This window comes from Leucobacter chromiiresistens (assembly GCF_900102345.1).
In the GTDB taxonomy this organism is placed as follows: domain Bacteria; phylum Actinomycetota; class Actinomycetes; order Actinomycetales; family Microbacteriaceae; genus Leucobacter; species Leucobacter chromiiresistens.
Genome location: NZ_FNKB01000001.1, coordinates 2661231 through 2683325 on the forward strand (window position 1 = coordinate 2661231; position 22095 = coordinate 2683325).

13 protein-coding genes and 1 tRNA gene are annotated in these 22095 nt (G+C 71.9%); 6 read left to right on the forward strand and 8 right to left on the reverse strand.

Annotation, left to right across the window (positions count from 1 at the left end; all coding sequences use genetic code 11):
* The first annotated feature begins 52 nt into the window (after positions 1-52).
* Positions 53-841, forward strand: coding sequence for an ABC transporter permease (locus BLT44_RS12170; protein ID WP_010156784.1), 789 nt, complete (start codon positions 53-55; stop codon positions 839-841).
* Position 842: 1 nt separating this feature from the next.
* Positions 843-1619 carry an ABC transporter ATP-binding protein gene (locus tag BLT44_RS12175; RefSeq protein ID WP_010156783.1) on the forward strand — a complete coding sequence of 259 codons (777 nt, stop codon included), beginning with the start codon at positions 843-845 and terminating at the stop codon, positions 1617-1619.
* Between the two features lie 85 nt (positions 1620-1704).
* Here the strand turns inward: BLT44_RS12175 and BLT44_RS12180 are convergent, their stop codons facing one another.
* Positions 1705-2937, reverse strand: a complete 1233-nt coding sequence (locus tag BLT44_RS12180) for a CDP-glycerol glycerophosphotransferase family protein (protein ID WP_029608280.1) — start codon at positions 2935-2937, stop codon at positions 1705-1707.
* 77 nt (positions 2938-3014) lie between these two features.
* On the opposite strand from BLT44_RS12180, the gene BLT44_RS12185 reads away from it, so the two are divergent.
* Complete coding sequence (locus BLT44_RS12185; protein ID WP_010156781.1) at positions 3015-4073, forward strand: glycosyltransferase family 2 protein; 1059 nt, start codon at positions 3015-3017, stop codon at positions 4071-4073.
* Between the two features lie 9 nt (positions 4074-4082).
* On the opposite strand, the gene BLT44_RS12190 is transcribed toward BLT44_RS12185, so the two are convergent.
* The 3 genes from BLT44_RS12190 to BLT44_RS12200 all read right to left on the reverse strand — a co-directional run bounded on the left by BLT44_RS12190 (position 4083) and on the right by BLT44_RS12200 (position 11936).
* Complete coding sequence (locus BLT44_RS12190; RefSeq protein ID WP_010156780.1) at positions 4083-6476, reverse strand: CDP-glycerol glycerophosphotransferase family protein; 2394 nt, start codon at positions 6474-6476, stop codon at positions 4083-4085.
* 117 nt (positions 6477-6593) lie between these two features.
* Positions 6594-8339 carry a S1C family serine protease gene (locus BLT44_RS12195; protein ID WP_010156779.1) on the reverse strand — a complete coding sequence of 582 codons (1746 nt, stop codon included), beginning with the start codon at positions 8337-8339 and terminating at the stop codon, positions 6594-6596.
* 210 nt (positions 8340-8549) lie between these two features.
* The gene (locus BLT44_RS12200) at positions 8550-11936 is read right to left on the reverse strand and encodes a hypothetical protein (protein ID WP_010156778.1); all 3387 of its coding nucleotides are present in this window, start codon (positions 11934-11936) and stop codon (positions 8550-8552) included.
* A gap of 168 nt (positions 11937-12104) precedes the next feature.
* Between BLT44_RS12200 and BLT44_RS12205 the strand changes: the two genes are divergently transcribed.
* Positions 12105-12178, forward strand: a tRNA-Met gene (locus BLT44_RS12205).
* Positions 12179-12442: 264 nt separating this feature from the next.
* On the opposite strand, the gene BLT44_RS12210 is transcribed toward BLT44_RS12205, so the two are convergent.
* On the reverse strand, positions 12443-15481 hold the full coding sequence (locus BLT44_RS12210) for a UPF0182 family membrane protein (protein WP_010156777.1): 3039 nt from the start codon (positions 15479-15481) through the stop codon (positions 12443-12445).
* Positions 15482-15573: 92 nt separating this feature from the next.
* Positions 15574-16713, reverse strand: coding sequence for a YlbL family protein (locus tag BLT44_RS12215; RefSeq protein ID WP_010156776.1), 1140 nt, complete (start codon positions 16711-16713; stop codon positions 15574-15576).
* 130 nt (positions 16714-16843) lie between these two features.
* On the opposite strand from BLT44_RS12215, the gene BLT44_RS12220 reads away from it, so the two are divergent.
* Entirely contained in the window at positions 16844-18289 is a 1446-nt protein-coding gene (locus tag BLT44_RS12220; protein WP_010156775.1) for a zinc-dependent metalloprotease, read from the forward strand.
* Between the two features lie 122 nt (positions 18290-18411).
* A complete protein-coding gene (locus tag BLT44_RS12225) occupies positions 18412-19353 on the forward strand; it encodes a hypothetical protein (RefSeq protein WP_143026054.1) in 942 nt (313 codons plus the stop codon).
* Here the strand turns inward: BLT44_RS12225 and BLT44_RS12230 are convergent, their stop codons facing one another.
* Entirely contained in the window at positions 19354-21048 is a 1695-nt protein-coding gene (locus BLT44_RS12230) for an ATP-dependent helicase (RefSeq protein ID WP_010156773.1), read from the reverse strand.
* Complete coding sequence (gene nudC, locus BLT44_RS12235; RefSeq protein ID WP_074690238.1) at positions 21045-22037, reverse strand: NAD(+) diphosphatase; 993 nt, start codon at positions 22035-22037, stop codon at positions 21045-21047. The genes BLT44_RS12230 and nudC overlap by 4 nt, the downstream gene beginning before the upstream one ends.
* Between the last annotated feature and the right edge of the window lie 58 nt (positions 22038-22095).

Consider the following 22095-nt stretch of genomic DNA (forward strand, 5'->3'; position numbering starts at 1 on the left):
GCCGTGCACTCGTCTGGCCTCGCCGTCCGCCGGAAGACGGCAGAATAGCAGCGTGACCCTTTCACCTCCCTCCCGTAACCGGCGCGCCAGCGCATGGTCGTCGCTGTGGCTGCTGACGCGCCGCGACCTCAAGGTGCGCTACGCGACATCGCTGCTCGGGTACCTCTGGTCCATCCTCGATCCGCTGCTGATGAGCCTCATCTACTGGTTCGTCTTCACCCAGGTCTTCCAGCGCACGGTCGGCGAGCAGCCGTACATCGTCTTCCTGCTCACCGCCCTGCTGCCGTGGGTGTGGGTCAACGGAGCGATCTCCGACTCGACGCGCGCCTTCCTGCGCGACGTCAAGCTCGTGCGGTCAGTGGCGCTCCCCCACTGGATCTGGGTCGGCCGCATCGTGTGCTCGAAGGGCATCGAGTTCCTGCTCAGCCTGCCCGTGCTCGTCGCGTTCGCGATCTTCAGCGGGGCGCACGTCGGCTGGGGCGTCCTCCTCATGCCGGTGGCGGTGCTGCTGCTCGCCGCGCTGACGCTCGGCGTCGGCCTGATCGTCGCGCCGCTCGTCGTCTTCTTCCGCGACCTGGAGCGGGCCACCAAACTCATCCTGCGCGTGCTCTTCTACGCCTCGCCGATCATCTACGGCGCGCAGGACCTGCCGGAGTTCGCGCGGCCGCTCGCGTGGTTCAACCCGCTCTCGGGCATCTTCGCGCTCTTCCGCGCCGGATTCTTCCCGGATCAGATCGACTGGCCGCTCATCGCGGCCTCGACCGGTATGACGCTCCTGTTCCTCGGGATCGGGATCCTCGTCTTCCGCCGCACCATCGGCGGCGTGCTGAAGGAGCTGTAACGTGAACGCAACGCACCAGGGCACCCCCGGAGCCCCGCAGACCGCCGAGCGGATCATCTCGGTGACCGGTCTCGGGGTCCGCTTCCGCCGCAACCGCGGATCGCGCCGCAGCTTCAAGGACCTGCTCTCGGGCCGCTCCCGCCGCGAGCGGCCCGGCGACTTCTGGGCGCTGCGCGACGTCTCGTTCGACGTCCGCGCCGGCGAGGCCATCGGTGTCGTCGGACGCAACGGTCAGGGCAAGTCGACGCTGCTCAAGCTGGTGGCCCGCGTGCTCTTCCCCGACGAGGGCCGCGTCGAGGTCAACGCCGGGGTGGCGCCCCTCATCGAGATCACGGGCGGCTTCGTCGGCGACCTGACCGTGCGCGACAACGTGTGGCTCACCGCGGGTCTCCACGGGCTGAGCAAGCGCACCATCGCGGCGCGCTTCGACTCGATCATCGAGTTCGCGGGGGCCGAGGACGTCATCGATACGCCGTTCAAGCATCTCTCGAGCGGGATGAAGGTGCGCGTCGCGTTCTCGGTCATCTCGCAGCTCGACGAGCCGGTGCTGCTCGTCGACGAGGTGCTCGCGGTGGGCGACAAGGCCTTCCGGGCGAAGTGCTACGCGCGCATCGAGCAGATCCTCGCGGAGGGGAAGACGCTCTTCCTCGTCTCGCACAACGAGCGCGACCTCCGCCGGTTCTGCTCACGCGGGCTGTACCTGGATCGCGGCCGGCTCGTGCTCGACGACGATATCGAAGCGGTGCTCGAGCGATACAACGCCGATCACCCCGTGTGAGTCGGCGTCGGGCCCGCCGCTGCCGAGCGTCCCGCCCCCGCCCCCGCCCCGGCTCGGCTGAGCGCGGGCCGGCGGCACGGGAGCTTCAGGCGAGGCCGCGGCGGGCCCGCTCGGCGTCGGCGCGCTCGAGCAGGTCGGCGATCGCCCCGTGGAATCTGCGCGTGGGCGCCCCGGGAGTGGTGTCGCCGAAGTAGTGCGCCGACCAGGTGTCGAGGCGCTCGCGGGCCTCGTCGTCGCCGATGACGCGATCCAGCACCGCGGCGATCCGCGGCGTCTCGGCCGCGTCGAGCCACTCGCACACCCCGAGATACCCCTGCTCGTCGACCGCGGCCTCAGCAGAGACTGGACGCGTGACCATCAGCGGACGGCCGGTCGCGAGTCGGTCGTAGACCATCGCGGAGATGTCGCAGATCGCCACATCCGGGAGACTCAGCTGCCACCCGATGCGCGCGCTCGTGTCGTAGACGTGCTGCGCCGACGGGTCCGCCCGATTGGCGGCGTCGATCATGGCGATGATCCGCTCGTTCGCCGCCCCGAACTCGGCGTCGACGACGCCGCTGCGCGGGTGCGGTCGATACACCACCCGATGCCGGCCCGTGCCGATGAGGGTGCGCACGAGCGCCTCTCCGTGGCTGGCGACGGACCCGTAGCTCGCCGCGGGTCGGTCGCCCTCCCAGGTCGGGGCGTAGAGCACGACGGTGCGCTCATCGGGCGTGAACGGCGGCGCGCCCTCCAGGTGGTCGGTCTGCGGTCGGCCGATCGACATGGTGCGGGCGTCGACGTCGAAGTTCCACAGTGCGCGCGCGAGCCGCTCGCGGGCCGCGTCACCGGCGACGAACGCGAAGTCGTACGCCTGGTGCTGGTTGCTCGTCATGTACATCTTGTCGCTCTCGCCGTGATTGATGAAGACGTGCCACCGCTGGCCGTACCGCATCATCTGGAAATTGCGGGTGTTCTGATTGACGTAGAGGATGACGTCGAGCCGCTGCTGCTCGAGCACCTGCTCGATCTCCGTGACGCGACGCACGAACTCCACCGCGAGCCCGCTCTCGCGCATGAGCTGCCGCGCCCCCGACGCGTTGCGCGACAGCACGAGCACCGGCCACCGCTCCGAGAGCTTCTGCAGCGGCGCGTACCACTGCCGCATCTGGTAGATGTTCACGTCGCTGTCGGCGAAGTAGACGCCGATCCTGAACCCGCCCTCCGGCAGGGGCCCGCGCTCCTCGACCAGCCGGCGCAACTGCGAGTATGCCTGACGCCTCTTGAGCACGCGCTTGCCGAGCCGGAGAGCGCGACTCACATCTTTCGCCAACTGCATCCTGCAAGCCTAACCCGATGCGCCGCAGAAGCGCCTGAGCCGCGGGGCGCGAGCGCGGAATGTGCGAGGATCGACGCGTGCATCTCCCCGCCCTGCCCGACCTCCCGGCTGTGAGCTACGTCATGCCCGTGCTGAACGAGGAGGGGTTCCTCGAACGCGCCGTCCGCACGATCCTCGCCCAGGATTACGTGGGCGCGAAGGAGATCGTGCTCGCGCTCGGGCCCTCGACGGATCGGAGCGATGCGATCGCCGCAGCGCTCGCGGAGGAGGATCCCCGCGTGCGCCTCGTGGGGAACCCGGATCGCGACATCCCTGCCGGCCTCAATCGCGCCATCGCCGTGAGCCGCCATCCGATCGTCGTGCGCGTCGACGCGCACTCCGAGCTGACCCCCGATTACACGCGCCTCGGAGTCGAGATCCTCGGCCGGGAGCGCGCGGCGAACGTCGGCGGCGTCATGCGCGCGGCCGGCGACGGCGACGTGCAGCGCGCCATCGCGCGCGGCTACAACAGCCCGTACGGGCTCGGCGGCGGCGCCTATCACGGCGACGGCGCGGCGGGCGAGGCGGAGTCCGCCTACCTCGGCATCTTCAGGCGCGAGGCCATCGAGGCCGTCGGCGGCTACGATCGCGAGATCCTGCGCGGCGAGGACTGGGAGCTCAACCTCCGGATCCGGAGGGCCGGCGGTCGGGTGTGGTTCTCACCGGCGCTCGGCGTCACCTACTGGCCGCGCGCGAGCTTCGCCGACCTGGCGCGTCAGTTCTTCGCGACCGGCACCTGGCGCGCCGTGCTCGTGCGCAAGTACGGGCGCGCGAACCCTTGGCGGTTCTTCGCGCCGGGCGCACTGGTGCTCGGCCTCGCCGTGAGCGCCCTCGCGCTCGCGCTCCTCCTCGCCGGGGTGCTGCCCTGGGCGTCGGGCTGGCCGGTGCTCCTCGCGCCGATGGCGGCGTACCTCGTCGGCATCGGCGTCGCGGTGGCGCGCATTCCGGCGCAGCACGGGCCGCGCGATCGGATGCTGACGGCCGCGACGCTGGTGACGATGCATCTCACCTGGGGCGCGGGATTCCTGCGCGGCATCGTCTTCGGCGGCGGTCGGGTGTTCGGGCGGGGCCGCGTGGTGGATCGCTCGCGCGTCTAGCGGGCGCGGCTATTCGCGCGCTGCGGGTGCCCCCGACTGGGGCAGGGCGCCGCGCGCGATCAGCGCGTCGACGACGCGCACCGCGGCGCTGCCGTCGTCGTGCGGTGCGAAGCGCTCGCGCCAGGCCTCCGCCGCAGCGGCGTAGCCGCGCACCCATTCCGCGTCGCGCCCGGCCGTCGCCCAGGCGCGGGCGTGCGCGACGACGGCATCGCGGGTGTCGAGCAGCGGGCCGGGCGCCTCCCGCTCGAAGTCGAAGGTGAACCCGCGCTCCCGATCGCGGTAGGCGGCGAGATCGGGCACGAAGAACAGCATGGGCGTACGGGATACCGCGGCGTCGAACATGATCGACGAGTAGTCGGTGACGAGCACGTCGGCGGCGAGGATGACGGTCGAGACGTCGGGGTGGTGCGAGGCGTCGACGACGCGGCCGCCGGCGCCCGAATAGGTGCCGAATGCGTGGGTGCGCGTGTGCCCGCGCGCCACGACGACCCACTCCTCCCCGAGCTCCTCCGCGAGGCGGCCCACGTCGAGATCGTCGACGAGCGTGACCCCGCGGTCGCGCCAGGTCGGGGCGTACACGAGCACCCGTGCGTCGGCGGGCACACCGAGCTCGGCGCGCGCGAGCCGGACTGCCACGGGATTCACGGTCTCCCCGGCGAGCGCCTGAGCCAGGCGATCGTCGCGCGGGTAGCCCGTCTCGAGGATCTCGCCGGTGAACGCGTAGCTCGCGCGGAACTGCTCCGTCGAGTGCGGGTTCTGGGACAGCATGAGGCTCCACCGCCGGCTCTCCCTGCGGATCGCGATCCGGGTGCGCAGGCTCACCCGGGGGCGGCCCAGCGCGAGATGCTTCAGCATTGTGCCGTGCCAGGTCTGCAGCACGACCTGCCCGCGCCGACGGCGGAACCCGTAGCGCAGCCAGTCATTCACGATCAGGAGTCGCGCGCCGCGCCGCGCCGCGAACCACTCCCGTCCGCCGACGAGCAGGGGGACCGCGCCGCTCGGCACCGACTGGCGCTCGCTGGTGACGCTCCAGTAGCGGGTGCGATCCGGGAACCGCCGGGCGATCTCGCGGTCGAGTGCGAGGGGATTGCAGCTGACCTGCCGGCCGTAGAAGCTCTCGAAGAAGACGCCCTCGGGGTCGATGAGTTCGGCTGTCGGGGTGCGGAGCCGCCGGATCTCGGCGAGGACCCGCTCGGCAGACCGGCCGTCGCGGTGGACGTGGAACCGATCGGCGATGACGCGCGCCTCACGGGCGAACGCCTGGCGCGCGGCCGGCGCGGAGAGGGAGGCCCATGCCTGCACGACGCCCGCCCAGTCGCGGAAGACGCGCCCCGAAGCCGTGACCGCGAGCGGCTCGTACAGACCGCGCGTGCTGCCGTACTCCTCGAGGTCGGGAGCGAACCAGATGATGGGCCGGCCGAGCACCGAGAAGTCCAGTGCGATGGACGAGTAGTCGGTGATCACCGCGTCGAACGCCCCGAGCACGGGGGTGATGTCTCGGAGCGAGTCGGAGCCGAGCACGTGCACGCGTTCGCCGATCAACCCGTCGTACGCGCCTCGCCCGAGCGGGTGCGGTCGGATCACGAGGTGGCTTCCCGTCCGTTCGCAGACTTCGCGGATGAGGTCGGCTTCAGCCGCCGACGGGATCGCCGGATCGACTGCGCCGTCCCGCCACGTCGGGGCGTAGAGCACGAGCGAGCGCCCGGCCGGCACGCTCGCTCCGTCTCGGTGCAGGATGTCGCGCACCTCGTCGCGGGCGGCGTCTGCGCCACCCTCCGCGGCCGCTGACCGGTCGAGCGCGTCGTCGCGGGGGTCGCCGAGCACCCGCACTTTTCCCAGGTCCACGCGGAACGCCGAGCGCAGGCGATCGGCGGCGGTCGGGGATCCCGCGACGTACAGGTCGACCTGCTGCGCCCCGGCTCGGTACATGCGGGTCAGCAGCGCTCTGACGACGGGCGGACCGGCGACGGAGGTTGTGACCGGCGAGTCGAAGTGGAGTCGCTTGAGCGGCGCTCCGTGCCAGAGCTGCACGATGAAGCCGCCGACGACGCCGAATCGGTTCACGTCGCCGAGCCCGTGGGTGACGACGATGTGTCCGGCGCGCAGCGTCGCCCAGAACCCGGCGCGTCCGCGTCGCGCGACCGGTTCGAACCCCTCGCGACGTGCGTGCTCGGCTTCGGCCTCGTCGGCCACCATCCAGGCGATGCGGGCGTTCGGCTGCTCGGCGAGCAGCGCGCGTGCGACGGCGAGCGCGCCCTCCCCCACGCCTGCGGCGCTTCCGAACACCCACCGTTCGCGGACGCGCGGCACGAACCACGCGAGCACGAACGACAGCACGTACTTCGGGATGGCGAGGAGCTTCGAGAGGTTGCCGCTCGCGAAGTCGAATCCGGCGGTACTCATCGGTACCACTGTAGGGCATCGGGAACGGTCGGCGGGCGGGTACGCGCATGCGCCGCGGGGCTCCGTTCCGGAGCTCCCGCGGCGCATGCGCGGTCGTGCGGGCTCAGCGGCCCGCGGTCACCACTCGAGGGTGCCGAGGGTCGCCTCGGTCTGACCGGCTTCTCCGTTGCGCATGTAGTCGATGCGCACCTTGCTGCCGCCCTCGTGGTAGCGGATCAGCGCCGAGACCGAGGTCCCGTCGACCGCGGAGACGCCGTCGACGGCGGTGATCACGTCGCCGGCCTGCAGGCCGGCTTTCGCGGCCGCCCCGTCGGGCACGACTTCCACGAGCAGGCCGCCCGCGTAGTTCGCGTCCGCGTCGGTGTCCTGCGACGAGTCCGCCACCGAGGCGCCGAGGAGGCCGTGCGACGGCTGCTCGCCCGCGATGATCGCGTCGGCGACGCGGGAGGCGAGGTTCGCGGGGATCGCGAAACCGAGCCCGACACTGCCCGCGGTCTCCCCCGTGGTGGAGGTCGATGCGATCGCGACGTTGATGCCGATGAGCTCGCCGTTGCCGTTGAGCAGAGCGCCGCCCGAATTTCCGGGGTTGATGGACGCGTCCGTCTGAATGACGGGGAGCGTGACGCTGCCCGACGACGTCTGCTGCTGCTGCGGCTGCTGGCCCTGGTCGTCGGGCAGGCCGAAGCGGAAGTCCCAGGGGAGGCCGCCACCGCCGGAGCCGTCGTCGCCGCTCTCGTCATCAGGCGTCGGCTGGTTCTCGAGGAGCGGGCTGCCGACCGAGATGCCCCGGTTGAGCGCGCTCACGACGCCGCTCGTCACCGTGTTGGCCAGGTTCAGCGGCGCGCCGATCGCGACGGTCAGGTCGCCGACGTCGATCTTGTCGGAGTCCGCGACCTCGATGGCGGGGAGGTCGGAGGCGTCGACCTTCACCACCGCCAGGTCGGCGTACGGGTCCACGCCGACGAGGCTGCCATCGAAGATGCGCCCGTCGCTGAGCTTCACCCTGATGGACGCGTCGCTCATCGCGGCGCCGTCGAGCGTGACGACGTGCGCGTTCGTGATGATGTACCCGTCCTCGGAGTAGATCACACCCGACCCCGAGCCGCTGGAGCTGCCGCCGGCGACTTCGAGCGTCACGACGCTGGGCGTGGCGACCGCGGCCACCCCGGAGATCGCGGTGGCGTTCTCCGCGTTGTTCAGCGTGATCGCGCTGTTGCCGCTCGCCGACGTGGAGCTGGTCTGCGGAGCATTCGCCGAGACGACTGCGGCGACGCCGCCGCCCGCGACTCCGCCGAGGAGCGCTCCGACCGCGAGCCCGGCGAGGAGCATGCCGGTGCGCTGCCGGCCGTCGCCCGATTTCGCCGCGCGGTGACCGTCGTGCGGGCCGTCGGAGGAGCCCCCTCCGAACCCGCCCGAGGCATGCGATCCCGGGTGGGTCTCGGGTGCCACGGCGGTCGCGGTCGCGGCGGAAGCAGCCGTCGCGTGGTGCGCCGCCGGAAGCTGGACGGTGGGGTGCTCGGGGCGCGCTCCCGCCTGATCGGGGTGCGGCAGGTGCTGCTGCGGATCGGCGGGCCCTGCGGCGGCTGGGAACCGCTGATCGGAGGCGTACGCCGCGGGCTGCGACGGCTGCAGCGGCTGCGTGGCCTGCGCGGGCTCGGTCGCGCGGGTCTGCTGAACCGGCTGCGACGGCTGCTCGGCGTGCGGTTGCGGCAGGTGCGGTTGCGGCACGGGGTGCGCAGCCTCTCCCGGCACCGCCGGAAGCATCGTCGTCTGCTCGGGAGTCGGCGTCGACTCGCCCGCGGCCGCCGCTGAGGAGGGGGTGATGAGTCGGCCGTCCGGGCCGTACTCGGGTGTGGTGCTCATGGGGGCTCCCTTCGTGTGGGTCCAGCTTGACGATCCTTCCTATGAATTTCACTTGGAGCACCTGCACAGCATCTGCGGATGCCGTGCCGCGGGCTGTCTTCCGGCCCGCTCGCGCAGGCGCGCGGCCTGCCCTCCAGCGCGACCGCGCGCCGGGCGCTCGCATGACCGGAGTCAGCGGAGCGCCCGGCGTGCAGTGCCGACGTCTGGTCTTCACTCCCGGGTCGCGAGGTCCCGGCACTCGCGGAAGACCCGAGGCGCGGCGCGGCGCCGCCGGATTCCCCAGGTCGCCGCGGCGGCGCCGACGAGCAGCAGCGCGCTCCCTCCGACGAGCCATGCGAGGGTGGGGTCGCCTCCGGTGCGGGCGAGTGCGGGAGCCCCAGTGCGCCGGATCTCGAAGCTCTCACCCGGTGCACCGCAGTCGCCGCGAGCGACCACGTGCTCGGCACCGCTCTCGATCATGACGAGCGTCTCCACGAAGCCGCCGAGCCCCGCATGCCGGGGCAGCGTCTCCACCGGCCGCGACCGGTACTCCCCCGCCTCGTCGACGACGACTCCCGCAGCATCGCCGAGCTCGAGGATCTCCGTCTCCGGCGTGCAGACGAGCTCCCCGGACGCGCTCCGCGCGTACGCGGCGAAACGCAGGCGGAACTCGACGTCGTCTCGCTCGGTGACGGTCCCTGCGACGAAGGCGGTGTCGAACATCGGCTGCCCCACCTCGACCGATCCCGCAGATTCCGTCCGTACGTCGGGCGTCTGCACGGTCGTCGTCTCGCCGGGCACCCCGCATTCTCCGCGATGGAGTACGCGTTCGACGTCGCCTTCCCACTGCGAGAGCGTCTCCACCCACCAGATGGTGCCGCCGTACTCGGGAAGCGCGGTGACCTGCGGCGATCGCACCGTTCCGGGCGCGTTCACCGGCACGGGGTCCAGTTCGAACAGCAGGTTCCGGTCCGCGCACTGCGCCGCCGAGGTGCCGGTCGCGGAGGGGTCGCCGCGGTATCCGCGGAAGACGATCCGATGCTCGGCGCCCGCCCGCTCGGCGAGGGCACCCGTGATCGTGGCCGAGTCGGCGATGCGGTCGCCGACGGCGACGAAGCCCGCCGCCTCGGTGGTGACCTGCGGCGTCGTGATCGTCGTGGTCTCGGTGGCGACGCCGCAGGCCCCGGTGTGCAGTGCGACGCGCGAGTCGCCCTGGATGAGCCAGAGCGTCTCCACCCACCAGAGCGCGCCCGCCCACCCCGGCTCGGCGACGACGACCGGTGAAGAGACCCGGCCGGGGCCGGTGACCGCCACCGGTTCGGTCTCGAACACGCGATTCTCCTGCGCGCACACCGGCTGGGGCGGGCCGTCCGTCGCTTCCGGTGCTCCGCCGGCCTCGCCTGCCGCAGACGCATCGGTCGCGGTCGTGGCGCGATACCCGGCGAACGTCATCTCCCATCGCGCCCCCGCGTTCTCCGCAAGCACGCCCGAGAGCTCCGCGGTGTCCGAGATCTCGCCGCCGACCGGCGCCGTCTCCGTCGCGATCGTCTCGACCGAGGGTCTCCCCACCGTGGTGGTCTCGTGGGCGAGCCCGCACTCGCCGCGATGCAGCACGCGCGGCCCCTCCGGCGTCTCGAGGTAGAGCGTCTCGACCCACCAGATGGTGGTGCCGTGCTCGGGCCGGGCATTGAACCCGGGTGAGCGGATCTCGCCCGGCCCCGCGACCGGCTGCGCGGCAAAGCGGAAGACGATGTTCTCCGCGGTGCAGGTCGGCTCGGCCGCGACGGCGCCAGCTGCATCTCCGGGCGCCGCATCCGGAGCCCGGTACGCCTCGAAGCGCAGGGAGTAGACGGCGTCATCGGCGAGCTTGCCCGAGACCGTCGCCACGTCGAAGAGCTCGTCGCCGAGTGCCGCCTCGGACGGGGCCCGCGTCACGACGGCGGGCTGATCGATCCTCGTCGTCTCGTTCGCGAGACCGCACGTGCCCGCATGCACCGACGCGCCCTCTGATTCGACGCGCTCGACCCAGTGGATCGTGCCGCCGGATCTCACCCGCGTGTCGGGCGAGACGTATTCGCCCGGCCCCGGCACGGGGATGCCGCCCGTGCGGTGCACCGGCTGCGCCACGCATCGCTCCTCCTCCGTCATCGCGTCGAGTTCCGTCTCGGTCCAGGTCTGCGGGTCGCGGCGCTCCTCCATCACCGCCTCCCGGGCGCTGAGCGCACGGGGCCGTCCGGTCGCGTCGAGCTTCGGAGCACCGTCCGCCGCGCGCTCGAGCACCGGGTACGGGGTGCCGTCGGCGGCGCGACCCGATGTCAGCGCACCCTGATCGTCGACGACCGGGATCCGGTCGCCGTTCTCATCCAGAAGCGGGGCGCCGGCGGCGTCGGTCCACCACTCGTCCCAGACGAGGGCGCCCGTCTCCGGGTCTTCGAGCTGCACCTCGTACGGATCGCCGAGCACGGGGTTCCAGTGCTCGTCGTACTTCGGGGCGCCCGGGGTCGGTTCGAGATACGCGGTGAAGTCGGCTGTCGCGTCGGGCCACATCTCGAGAGCCGTGCCGGGGGCCTCGGCGATGATCAGTCGGTCCGACATGGTGCCGCCCACGGTTGCGTCGGGTTGCGCCTGCGAGGAGGCGGCGGGTGGCGCGGGCGGCGGCGGAACGTCGTGGGTCGCCGCCGAGAAGCGCCCCGTCAGATCCGCGATCTGCGAACTGCCGACCGCGACGGCGATGCGCTGGCCGCGCTCCCCGGTGGGAGCGACGGTGTTGTGCACGGTGAGCGCCGACTCCCACCCCCGGGCCCCGCTCGCCGCCCACGTGCCGGTGACCGTGATCCGCGGCGAGCCCGGGTGCGCCTGCACGTATCGCGCCGACGCCTCCGTGCTCGACACCGAGATCGCGGCCGCGCCGTTGCGCACGAACACTCCGCCGTCGACGCTCAACGATGTGGCGCCCTTCGGGTACGCCACCCGGTAGCGACCGGCGCCCCCCGACGCGTCGGGCGTCACCCGGAGCGCGCCCGTGACGGCCCGGGGAGCGACCGGCGGCTGCGCGTTCGTCTTCGCGTCGGCGTAGAGCCGGTCGGACTCCGCGATGAGCGCGCGGCCCCGGGCCGAGCTCATGAGGACGCCGATCTTGCGGTCGAGCGCCGCGTTGCCGGAGTGGAAGTTCTCGCGCATCCGCCAGATCGTCACCTGCACCGCAGCGGCCGTCCAGGCATCTCCGCTCTGGCCGTGACGGTCGATGAGGTAGTTCATCTGCCGCATTCCGTGCGGATCCTCCCACGAGGGAAACCTGCCGCTGATGCCGGGCAGGTAGGCCATGCGTCCGATGGACGCGAGGTGCCCCGACGGCTCGTGCTGCCCCACTTCGATGCAGTAGGCGCGTTCGCCGGTGGGGAGCACGAAGTTCGAGATGGTGAGCCCGCCCGGGAACGTCATCTCCTCTCCGCGCGACAGAGCGTGAGCCGGCGTCGGCGTCAGCGCAATCGATCCGCTCAGGGCGAGCGCGCCGACGACGAACCCGGTCAGCGCAGCGGCGACGCGCCGCCGCAGCGTTCGAGGCCGGGAGGCGCGCCCCCTGAAGCGCCCTCCGCGCGGCCGATTCACCATGGTCATGCCTTGCTCCTTTCGACACCGCGCTCGCATCGCGCCGGCCCGGCGCGGTTCGGGCGGCGTGCAGCGATCGTGCCGTGCCGAGCGGGTGCCGTGGAGCGGCTCTCCACAGGCCTCGGAGCGCCCGCCGTTGCATGCGGAGCAGAGGCGTGCTAGAGTGAGTTCTCGTGCCGCGGGGTGGAGCAGTTCGGTAGCTCGCCGGGCTCATAACCCGGAGGTCGTGGGTTCAAATCCCGCCCCCGCAACGAAGAAAGGCCCGTGATTCGATTCCGAATCACGGGCCTTTTGCTGTTCCCGTGGTGACCGAGATGCGTCTCGGCGGCGACTGCGAGTGTCGCTTGTGAGCGAAGATCCGCACGGCGGGCCGCTCGGTGAGCATAGCGCGCCGCAGCACAGCGCAGCGCGCTCCAGTGCGTCACAGCACACAACACAGCACAGCACAGCGGGCCGGAGCGACTCAGTCGTCCCGGCCCGCTGTGCTGCGGCCCGCCGTGCTGCTCAGCGCGGCGCTACTGCGCTTCGAGTGCCGCCTCGATGGCCTGCTTGAGGCGCTCGTCGGCCTCGCCGTAGGCCGCCCAGTCGCCCTCCTGCATCGCGGTGTCGCGCGCCTTCAGGGCGTCCTGCATCTCCGTCAGCGTCTCCCGGAGCGTTCCGGTCGCACCGCCGCCGGAGCCGCCGTCGCCCGAATCGCCCGCCTCCGCGTCGCCGGTCTCGGGGTCCTCGGTGGTCGGCGTCGTGCCGGTATCGCCGGCGTCGGCGCCCGAGTTGCCTCCGAAGAGCGCGTCGAGGGCCTCGTCGAGCGTGTCCTCGAATGCGATCTGATCGCCGAAGGCGACCAACACCTTCTGCAGGATCGGGAAGCTCGTGCCGGATTTCGCCTGCACGTAGACCGGCTGCACGTAGAGCAGGCCGCCGCCGACTGGCAGCGTCAGCAGGTTGCCGCTGATCACCTGGCTCTCGCCCTGCCTGAGGATGTTGAGCAGGTTGGAGACGTTGGAGTCCGTCGTGAAGCTGTTCTGCACCTGACCCGGCCCGGGAATCGGGTCGCCCTTCGGCAGGGTCAGCAGCTTCAGCTTGCCGTAGTCCTCGGAGACGGTGCCGTCCTCGGAGCCGGCGTTGGAGTTCGCCGCGAGGTACCCGGTCAGGATGTCTCGCGAACCCTCGCCGGACTGGTCCGGGATGTACGTCGAGTAGATCGAGTAGTTCGGGTCGGCGTCGGCTCCCGCCGCGAGCGTGAGGTAGTACGGGGGCTGAGCGAGCTTCGCCGCTCCCGCGGTCGCGGTCGACACCGGGTCGTCCGGCGTGCGCCACTTGTCCTCCGCCGAGTAGAAGGCGTCGGCGTCGGTGACGTGGTACTCGCCGAGCATCGCGCGCTGCACCTTGAAGAGGTCGCTGGGGTAGCGCACGTGGCTGAGCAGATCGCCGCTCATCTCCGAGACGTCTTTCAGGGTGTCCGGGAAGATCTTGCTCCACGACTTGAGCAGCGGATCCTCCGTGTCCCAGGCGTACAGCGAGACGGAGCCGTCGTACGCGTCCACGGTCGCCTTCACCGAGTTGCGGATGTAGTTGATCGGCTTGCCGAGCGGGTCGCGCTCGGACGCGTCGGCATCCACCGTCAGGGCGTTCATATCCGAGGCCTCGGAGTACGGGTAGTCGTCGGAGGTCGTGTATCCGTCGACGATCCACACGACGCGCCCGTCGACGACCGACGCGTAGGGCGCCTTGTCGATCGTGAGGTAGGGGGCGACCTTCTGCACGCGATCGACAGGGTTGCGATCGTAGAGGATCTGCGATCCGTCGACGACCGCGCCCGAGAGGAGCACCTCCATGTCCTGGAACTTCAGCGCGTAGATGAGCTTCGTGAAGATGTTGTCGAGCACGGGGCCGCCGTCGCCCGAGAACGTCGTCATGTTCTGACGCCCGCCGTCCTCGCCGGCCTCCTCGCCCTCGACGGCCTGCTCGGTCGTCTCCTCGTCGCCCGCAGGCGACTCGGCGCCGGGCTCGGCGGGCTGGGCGTCGTCCGCGTTCTCGGCGGAGGCCTCGGCCGTGCTCTCCGCGTCGGCCGGGAAGTCGAGCTCGATCGCCTTCGAGCGATCGCCGCCGACGATGGAGTACTCGGGCGAGTCCATGCCGAAGTAGATGCGCGGCTCGAACGTGCCGAGCTTGCCGCTCGTCGGGATGCCGTTCTCCAGGAAGACCGGCTCGCCGCCGGGCGAGCGCTGGTTGCCGAAGGCGGCGACGAGGCCGTAGCCATGGGTGTACACGAGCGTGCGGTTGTACCAGCCGGTCTGCTCCTCGATGTTGATGTCGCGCACGGCTGACACGGTGTCCTCGACCTGGCCGTCGATCTCGTAGCGGTCGACGTTCAGCGAGCTCGGGAACTGGTAGTACTGGCGGATCTGCTCGAGCTGCGCGAACGTCGGCGAGACGATCTCGGGATCGATGATGCGGATGTTCGCGGTGGTCGTCGCGTCGTTGCGCAGCGCGCCGGGCTCCGCGTCGGTGACGGCGTCGTACCGCTCCTTCTCCACGTCTTCGATGCCGTACGCCGCTCGCGTCGCGGCGATGTTGCGCTCGATGTACTCGGATTCCAGGCTCTTCTCGTCGGGGCCGACCTGGAACTGCTGGATCGCCCACGGGTACCCGACGCCGAGCACGAGGCTCGAGGCGATGAGGAGGGCGGTGCCGATCACGGGCAGCCGCCACTTCCCGGTGAACGCGGTCACGATGAAGAGGACTGCGACGATGATCGCGATGCCGGCGAGGATCTGCTTGCCCGGGATCACGGCGTTGACGTCGGAGAACATGGCGCCCGTGCGAATACCGGCGGTGCCCGTGAGGGTGCGGTACTGGTCGAGCCAGAGGCTCGCCGCCTGGAGCACGAGGTACAGCGTGGCGAGCACGGCCGCCTGGATGCGGGTCGCCTTCGACACGCGCACGTCGCGACCGGAGAACGCGATGCCGCCGTAGAGGTAGCTGGTCGCGACGCCGGCGATGAGGGCCAGGAGGGTCGCCGCCGAGGCGAACGTCACGATGCCCTGCAGCATGGGCAGGTCGAACAGGAAGAAGGAGATGTCGAGGCCGAACTGCGCGTCGGTCTCGCCGGTGCGCTCCCCGTTGATCCACAGCAGCACGCTCTGCCACTGCGCGGCGGTGCTGAATCCGCCGAAGAGACCGACCACGGCGGGCAGGCCCCACTTCACCAGACGGCGGAGCGGTTCGAAGAGCTCCTGGTAGCGGTCGAGCTGGGCGGTGAGCCGCGCGTACACCGGGCGCTTGCGGTAGGCGATGTCGATCGCGAAGAAGACCGGAACCGCGATGCCCACGAATCCGATGAGGAACATCGCACCTGCGGCGAGCCACTGGGTGGTGAGCACCGGCAGGAAGCCGGTCTGGCGGTACCACAGCACCTCGGTGAGCACCGCTGCGACCGCGAGGAAGCCGAGGATCAGGATCACCACCAGCACGATGGTGATCGCAAGCGGCGAGAGCCGGCGTTGACGGGTGGCCTGAGCCGGGGCGTTCGGGTCGGTCACGTCTTCGTTCACTTTCCTGTCCAGTGGGCACGCGAGGGTGCTGGGCGGGGTGGGTCACCTCACCCTACCGGGCCGCGCTGGTAAAACCCGGGGGCCGTATCCGACTACTCGGAGGCGGTGCGCGCGGAGACGTCCGCGCCGCATCGCTCCAGCCCCGCCGGCGTTCCCCCGGCGGCGGCCGTCTCGACCGCGTCGATCGCCTCGTCGAGCGTCGCGACCGGGGCGACCGGCATCTCGCCGGGCACATGCTCGGGAAGGTCGGCGCAGTTGCCGAGCGGCATGAGGAAGAGGTCGCTCCCCGCGCGCGACGCCGCCCACATCTTCTGCTCGAGACCGCCGATTGGCCCGACCTCTCCGCCATCGCTCATCGTGCCCGTTCCGCTGACCGTCATCCCGCCGAGCAGCTCCCCGGGGGTGAGCCGGTCGTACATGGCGAGCGAGAAGACCATGCCCGCGCTCGGCCCGCCGATGTCGTCGAGCGAGATGTCGACCTCGCTGGGAAGCTCGAAGTCGGTGGCGATGGTCGCCCCGATGAGGGGCTCCTCGCCTCCTTCGGGGACCGTCGGCGAGAGCTCGACGTCGAGGCGGTCGCCGTCGCGCTCGATCCCGAGCCGCAGGAGCCCGCCGTCCCCGGCCGCAACGGTGCGCTCCCGCAGCATGGCGAAGCTCTCGATCTCGTCGCCGTCGAGTGCGATCAGCCGATCCCCCGCCTGCAGCACCCCGTCGGCCGCGCTGCCCGGCGCGACCTCGGCGACGGTGAGCACGACTCCGACCTCGGCCCCGGTGGCGCGGAAGGCCGCGGCGGCCGCGGTCGTCTGCGATCCCGCCATGAGCGCGGTGTTCTGCGCCTCGCGGTCGTCGGAGGTCTCCCCCTCCCGGAAGAAGTCGGTGAGCGGGGCGATCCGTTGCGAGGGGTCGACGAGCCCCGGCACGAGCGACAGCCAGCTGCGGCGATCGTCGGGGCTGCCGAGCACCTGCACCGTGAGCAGGTTCAGCGTGCCGCTCGTGGGGTACGTCTTCGCGTCGGGGAAGGACACGACGGGTTCGACGGCGTCGTCGACCGTGACATCGCCCAGCGTGTCGACCACGGGCCCCGGCCGCTCCAAAACGTAGGGCGACGGGATCGCGCCCGCGAGCAGCACGGGCACCGCGATGGCCCCCGCGATCCACAGCCGTCGGCTCCGGCGATCCGGCGCCGCACCCGGCGCCTCGAGCGAACGCCTCTCGCCGATGTGCTCGCTCAAATCTCTCCTCGTGCGCTCGCGCCTGTTCGCAGTCGGCGCAATGGGAATCGCCGGGCGTCGGTCAATCTAGCAGGCGCATCTGAGCACGGTGCCGTAGCGTTGTTCGACAGGCGATCACGAAGGAGCGGCAATGAGCGCGAACGACCACGACGGCGCCGAGCGCCCCGATTCCGGCGGCGATTTCGAAGAGCTGCAGCGCATCCTGCGCGAGATGCTGTCGGGCAGCGGAGCGATGCCGGCGAACGGGTTCGATCCCGAGCAGTTCGCGAAGGCGGCCGGCATCAACGTCGATCCGCAGGCGCTGCAGGCGCTCTTCGGCACCCTGCAGGGCGCGATGCAGAATCCGTCGGCCGAGATCGACTGGTCGGTCGCACGGAAGACGGCGATCGAGGTCGCGAGCGGCGACGCCGGCGCGGGCGACTCCGCTGCGGCCCTCAGGGCGTTCCCGGTGGCCGCGCTGTGGCTCGACGAGGCCACCGAGCTCGGCCCCACGCCCGACGCGCCCAAGACGCTGTCGCGCATCGAGTGGGTGCAGCAGTCGATCGACACGTGGGTGGGGCTCGCCGAGCCCGTCGCGGAGTCCATCACGCGCGCCCTGATGCACGCGCTCGAGAGCCAGATGCCCGAGGAGCTGGGATCGGCGCTGCAGGGGGCGACGCCCATGCTCCGCAGCGTCGGCGGCGCGCTCTTCGCGGTGCAGCTGGGAACGATCGTGGGGCGGCTGTCGGGCGAGGTCGTGTCGGCGGGCGACATCGGGATCCCGCTGCTCTCGGGCCCCGGCCGCGAGGGCGGCGCCCTGCTGCCCGCGGGGGTGGCGGCCTTCGCCGAGGGCCTGGATCAGGACGCCGAGACGGTCACCCTGTACCTCGCCATCCGAGAGCTGGCGCACGCCCGGCTCTTCCGGCACTCCAAGTGGCTCAGGCTGCATCTGCTCACGGCGATCGGCGACTACGCCCGCGGCATCAGCATCGACACGGGCCGCATCGAGGAACTGGCCCGGGACATCGATCCGCAGCATCCGGAGCAGATTCAGGAGGCCATCTCGAACGGCGCGCTGATTCCGCCGAAGACGGAGGCGCAGGAGGCCGCCCACGCACGGCTCGAGACCATGCTCGCCCTGATCGAGGGCTGGGTCGACGTGGTGACGGCGGATGCCGCGAAGCGCATCCCCGGGGCCGACGCCGTGGCCGAGATGGTGCGCCGCCGCCGCGCCACCGGGGGCCCCGCCGAGCACGCGTTCGCCGCCCTCGCCGGCCTCGAACTGCGGCCGCGTCGCCTGCGGGAAGCCGCAGCCGTGTGGCGGCTCGTCGGAGAGCGCGGCGACACCGCGACGCGCGATGGGCTCTGGGCGCACCCCGATCTGCTCCCCACCGCGGAGGAGCTGGACCACCCCGCTCGACTGCTGGAGCGGCTCGGGCTGGCCGGGGCCTCGCCCGACGCCGAGGCCGACGAGTTCGACGCGGCGCTCGCGCAGCTGCTCGACGGCGAGCTGCCGCCGCACGATGCAGATCGCGGCGGCGAGGGTCCGGGCGACGCGGACCGCGGCGACGAGGATCGCGGCGGCGAGCGCGGCTGAGCGCGTCGACGCGCCGCCGCGCATCTTCGCCCACAGCCGTCGCCGACTTCGCTTCGAGGCCGGTGTGCGGCGCCCCCTGTGGATAACGTGCGGGAGCGGCGCAACATGCGCACACTGCTGCTATGGAACCTGCACCGTCGAGTCATCCGCCCGCAGCAGCGCGACGCTCAGCCGAGCCCGAGCCCGAGCCCGAGCCCGGTCCGCGAGCCGAGCCCGCACGCGCTCCCGCACCGATGCGCCTCGACCCCGCCCTCCCCGTCTGCTGGGAGGATCCCGACACCCTGAGAGCCGGGTTCGAGCGCCCCATCGCCTGCCTGGCATCCCCCACGGCGGGCATGCAGCGCTTCGTCGGCGCGCTCCGGCGCGGCATCGATGCGGATCGCCTGCCGGAGGAGGCGCGAAGGGTGGGCGCGACCCTCGCCGAGGCGCACGACGTGATCGCGCAGCTCGGGCCGGCGCTGCGCGACGGCTCCCCCGCGATCCGCGCCGGCGAGCCCGGCGCACTCGCGACCGTCATCTGCGACGGCGGACGCCCGATCCCCGCGCTCGCCCAAGCGCTCGCCGCCACCGGGCTGTGCCGCTTCCCGGCCGCCGGCGCCTTCGAGGATCCGGCCGATCCCGAACTGGTGGTGTACGTCGAGCGCTACTGGGAGCCGCTCGAGCGCGCGCAACGATGGCTCATGGCGGGCGTGCCGCACCTGCTCGTCCGGTTCACCGATGGGGCCGTGCACGTCGGACCGATCGTCGGCCGAGACGGGTACCCGTGCCACACCTGCGTCTCACTCGACCGCATCGAGCGGGACGCCGCGACCGCCGCGCTCGCCGCGCAGCTCGCCGGGGCCGCGGTCGCGAGCGAGACGCCGGAGCTCGCGGTGCTCGCGGGCGCCCACGCGGCCGGCCTCATCGGCGCGTGGATTTCGGGAGACCCGACCGCGCACCGCCTCCGGGTCGAGCTCGATGCGCCGAGCGTCTCGGAGCGGTCTCCGTTCCGCGCCCCGCGGGTCTCGCGCGTCGACCCGCACCCGGAGTGCGCCTGCGGGGACGTCGTCGCCGAGCACCGGTGATCAGCGCCCGGCGGCGACCATCCCGGCCTCGCTGATGAACCGTGACGGCTCCCGCGGGGTGCGCCCGCCGCCCGAGACACCTGAGAGCCGCAGCGTGTCCTTCGCGCGGGTGAACGCCACGTAGCAGAGGCGGCGCTCCTCGTCGATCGCCGCCTCATCGGCGGCGTGCGTGATCGGCAGCAGCCCCTCGCTCAGCCCGACGACGTGCACCATCGACCATTCGAGGCCCTTCGCCGCGTGGATCGCGCTCAGCGTCACCGCCTCGAGCGTGGGCTCGTGCTGCATCCGCTGCCGCGCCAGCAGCTCCTCGCTGAACTCCCGGATGCCGGTTCCGGGCGGCATCTCGTCGACGAGCCCGAGGAGGGCGCCGAGCGCCTCCCACTTCTCCCGCTGCGCGGCACCCTCGGGCGCTTTCGCAGACCAGCCTCCGGCCCGCAGCACGTCGCTCACGATCTGGAACAACGGGCGCGTGTCGGCCACCTTCGCCTCTCCGCGGATGAGCATGACCGCCTGACGCACGTCCGCACGATCGAAGAAGCGCTGCGCGCCGTGCACCCGGGTGCTCAGCCCGCGCTGCCGCAGCGCCTCCTCGAATCGCGCCGACTGGGCGTTGGTGCGGTAGAGGATCGCGATCTCCGACGCGCGGGTTCCCGCCCGCACCGCAGCCGCGACCGAATCGGCGACGGCCGCCGCCTCGTCGTGATCGGAGGCGAACCACTCGAACGTCGGGGCCGGCGCCGCGGTCGCGTCCGCGCGCGCCGCGCGCAGCGTCAACGCCCCCGGCCGATCCCGCATCAGCCGGTTCGAGACGCGCACCACGGGCTCGGTCGACCGGTAGTTGCGCTCGAGCCGAATCTCGCGCGCGCGGGGATACTCCGCCCCGAACCGGAGCAGGTAGGCACTCGACGCCCCCGCGAACGAGTAGATGGTCTGGCTCGCATCCCCCACCACGCAGAGGTCGTCGCGATCCCCCAGCCACATCCGCAGCAGCGAGTGCTGCAGCGGCGAGACGTCCTGGTACTCGTCGACGGTGAAGAAGCGATAGCGCTCCCGCACCTGCAGGGCGGCGCGGGGCTCGGCCTCGAGCATCCCGGTCATCAGCACGAGCACGTCTTCGAAGTCGATCTGGCGGCGCTCCTCGAGCAGTGCGGTGTAGGCGCGGTGCAGGTCCACGAGTCGCTCAGGAGTGAGGCCCTGCGGCACGGGGCGGCTCTCGATCTGGTCGGCGTAGGCGTCGATGCTGAGCATGCGCGTCTTGCGCCACTCGATCTCGGCCGCGGCGTCGCGCAGCGCCTCGCCCCCGAGCCTGAACCCGAGCGATTCGACGGCCTGCGACAGCGCCGCCACCTTGCCGGGGAGCATCTTCGGGGCGGGCCCGCCGACGAGCTCCGGCCAGAAGTGGTTCAGCTGGGCGAGCGCCGCGCCGTGGAAGGTCTGCGCCCGCACGCCGTCGGCTCCGAGCGCTCGCAGACGCCCCTGCAGCTCACCGGCCGCCTTCCGCGTGAAGGTCACGGCGAGCACGCGCGCGGGGTCGTACACGCCCGTGCGCACGCCGTAGGCGATCCGGTGGGTGATGGCCCGCGTCTTGCCCGTACCGGCGCCCGCGAGCACGGCCACGGGCCCACGCAGGCTCTCCGCGATCTCCCGCTGCTCGGGATCGAGCGCCGCGAGGATCGCCTCCGCGTCCTCACTCACCGCGTCGCCCGCACGTCGCCCGCTGCGGTGTTGCCCTCCGCGACCCAGCGGTCGATCATCCACCGCGCGATCGACAGCGGCATGGGGAGTGTCAGGCTCTCGTGGGGCTCGCGGAGCTCATCGCGGGTGAACCATCGGAGCTCGGAGATCTCGGTCGGATCGGCGACGAGCGCATCGGGGTCGGATCCCGCCGCCAGGCGCGCCCGGAAGCCGAGCATCAACGATCTCGGGAACGGCCAGGGCTGGGACGTGACGTAGGCGATCTCCTCCAGGCGCACCCCGGATTCCTCGAACACCTCGCGCTCGACGGCCTGCTCGAGCGATTCGCCGGCCTCGACGAATCCGGCGAGCAGCGAGAAGCGGCCGGACTCCCAGAGCGCATTCGAGCCGAGCAGTACGCGGTCGTCGTGCTCGATCAGCACGATCACGGCGGGATCGGTGCGCGGGAAGTGCTCTCCCCCGTGCGCGTCCAGACGCGCCCAACCGCCCTGGATCGGCTCTGTGGGCCCGCCGTCGCGCGGCGAGAATCCGGCCGCCTCCTGCCAGCGCAGCAGCGCCGAGGCGACGCCGATCGCCTCCCGCTCCACCTCCGGGAGGCCCGCACCGACCTGGAAGGGGTGCGTCCAGCGCTCGTCGGCCGCACCGGCCCGCTCACGCTCCCCTGCGGGCGCTGCGCCGTCGGCCGCGGGCGCGCCGTCGACCGCGGGAGCGCCGTCGACCGCGGCGGGCTCGCTCCGGGCGAACGCCGGGGCGCCGTCGATGCGTCCGAGGTACACGTCGGTCGCCGCTCGGTCGCCGGAGGCGGGGCGCCACGCGAGCCGCACCCCATTGCCGCTCGAAACGACCGGGATCTCGACGCCGCGGAGCCGGAGGAGACGCGCCGCCGGGTCGCGCCACGCGTCGCGCAGCCGCTCCTCGCTCATGCGGGTCGACGCGTCGCGATCGAGCGCTCCGCTCGCGAGCGGCGGCCTGGTCGGGTTCGAGGTCATGCATTCCCCTGTTCAATGGCGACCGAAGCGTACGCCCGGACGCGGCGCTGCTTGGAGT

Bases quoted from the DNA above. Each gene is read 5' to 3' on its own strand.
- BLT44_RS12180 (WP_029608280.1), bottom strand. From the start codon at position 2,937: ATGCAGTTGGCGAAAGATGTGAGTCGCGCTCTCCGGCTCGGCAAGCGC.
- BLT44_RS12190 (WP_010156780.1), bottom strand. From the start codon at position 6,476: ATGAGTACCGCCGGATTCGACTTCGCGAGCGGCAACCTCTCGAAGCTC.
- BLT44_RS12195 (WP_010156779.1), bottom strand. From the start codon at position 8,339: ATGAGCACCACACCCGAGTACGGCCCGGACGGCCGACTCATCACCCCC.
- BLT44_RS12200 (WP_010156778.1), bottom strand. From the start codon at position 11,936: ATGACCATGGTGAATCGGCCGCGCGGAGGGCGCTTCAGGGGGCGCGCC.
- BLT44_RS12220 (WP_010156775.1), top strand. From the start codon at position 16,844: ATGAGCGCGAACGACCACGACGGCGCCGAGCGCCCCGATTCCGGCGGC.
- BLT44_RS12225 (WP_143026054.1), top strand. From the start codon at position 18,412: ATGGAACCTGCACCGTCGAGTCATCCGCCCGCAGCAGCGCGACGCTCA.
- nudC (WP_074690238.1), bottom strand. From the start codon at position 22,037: ATGACCTCGAACCCGACCAGGCCGCCGCTCGCGAGCGGAGCGCTCGAT.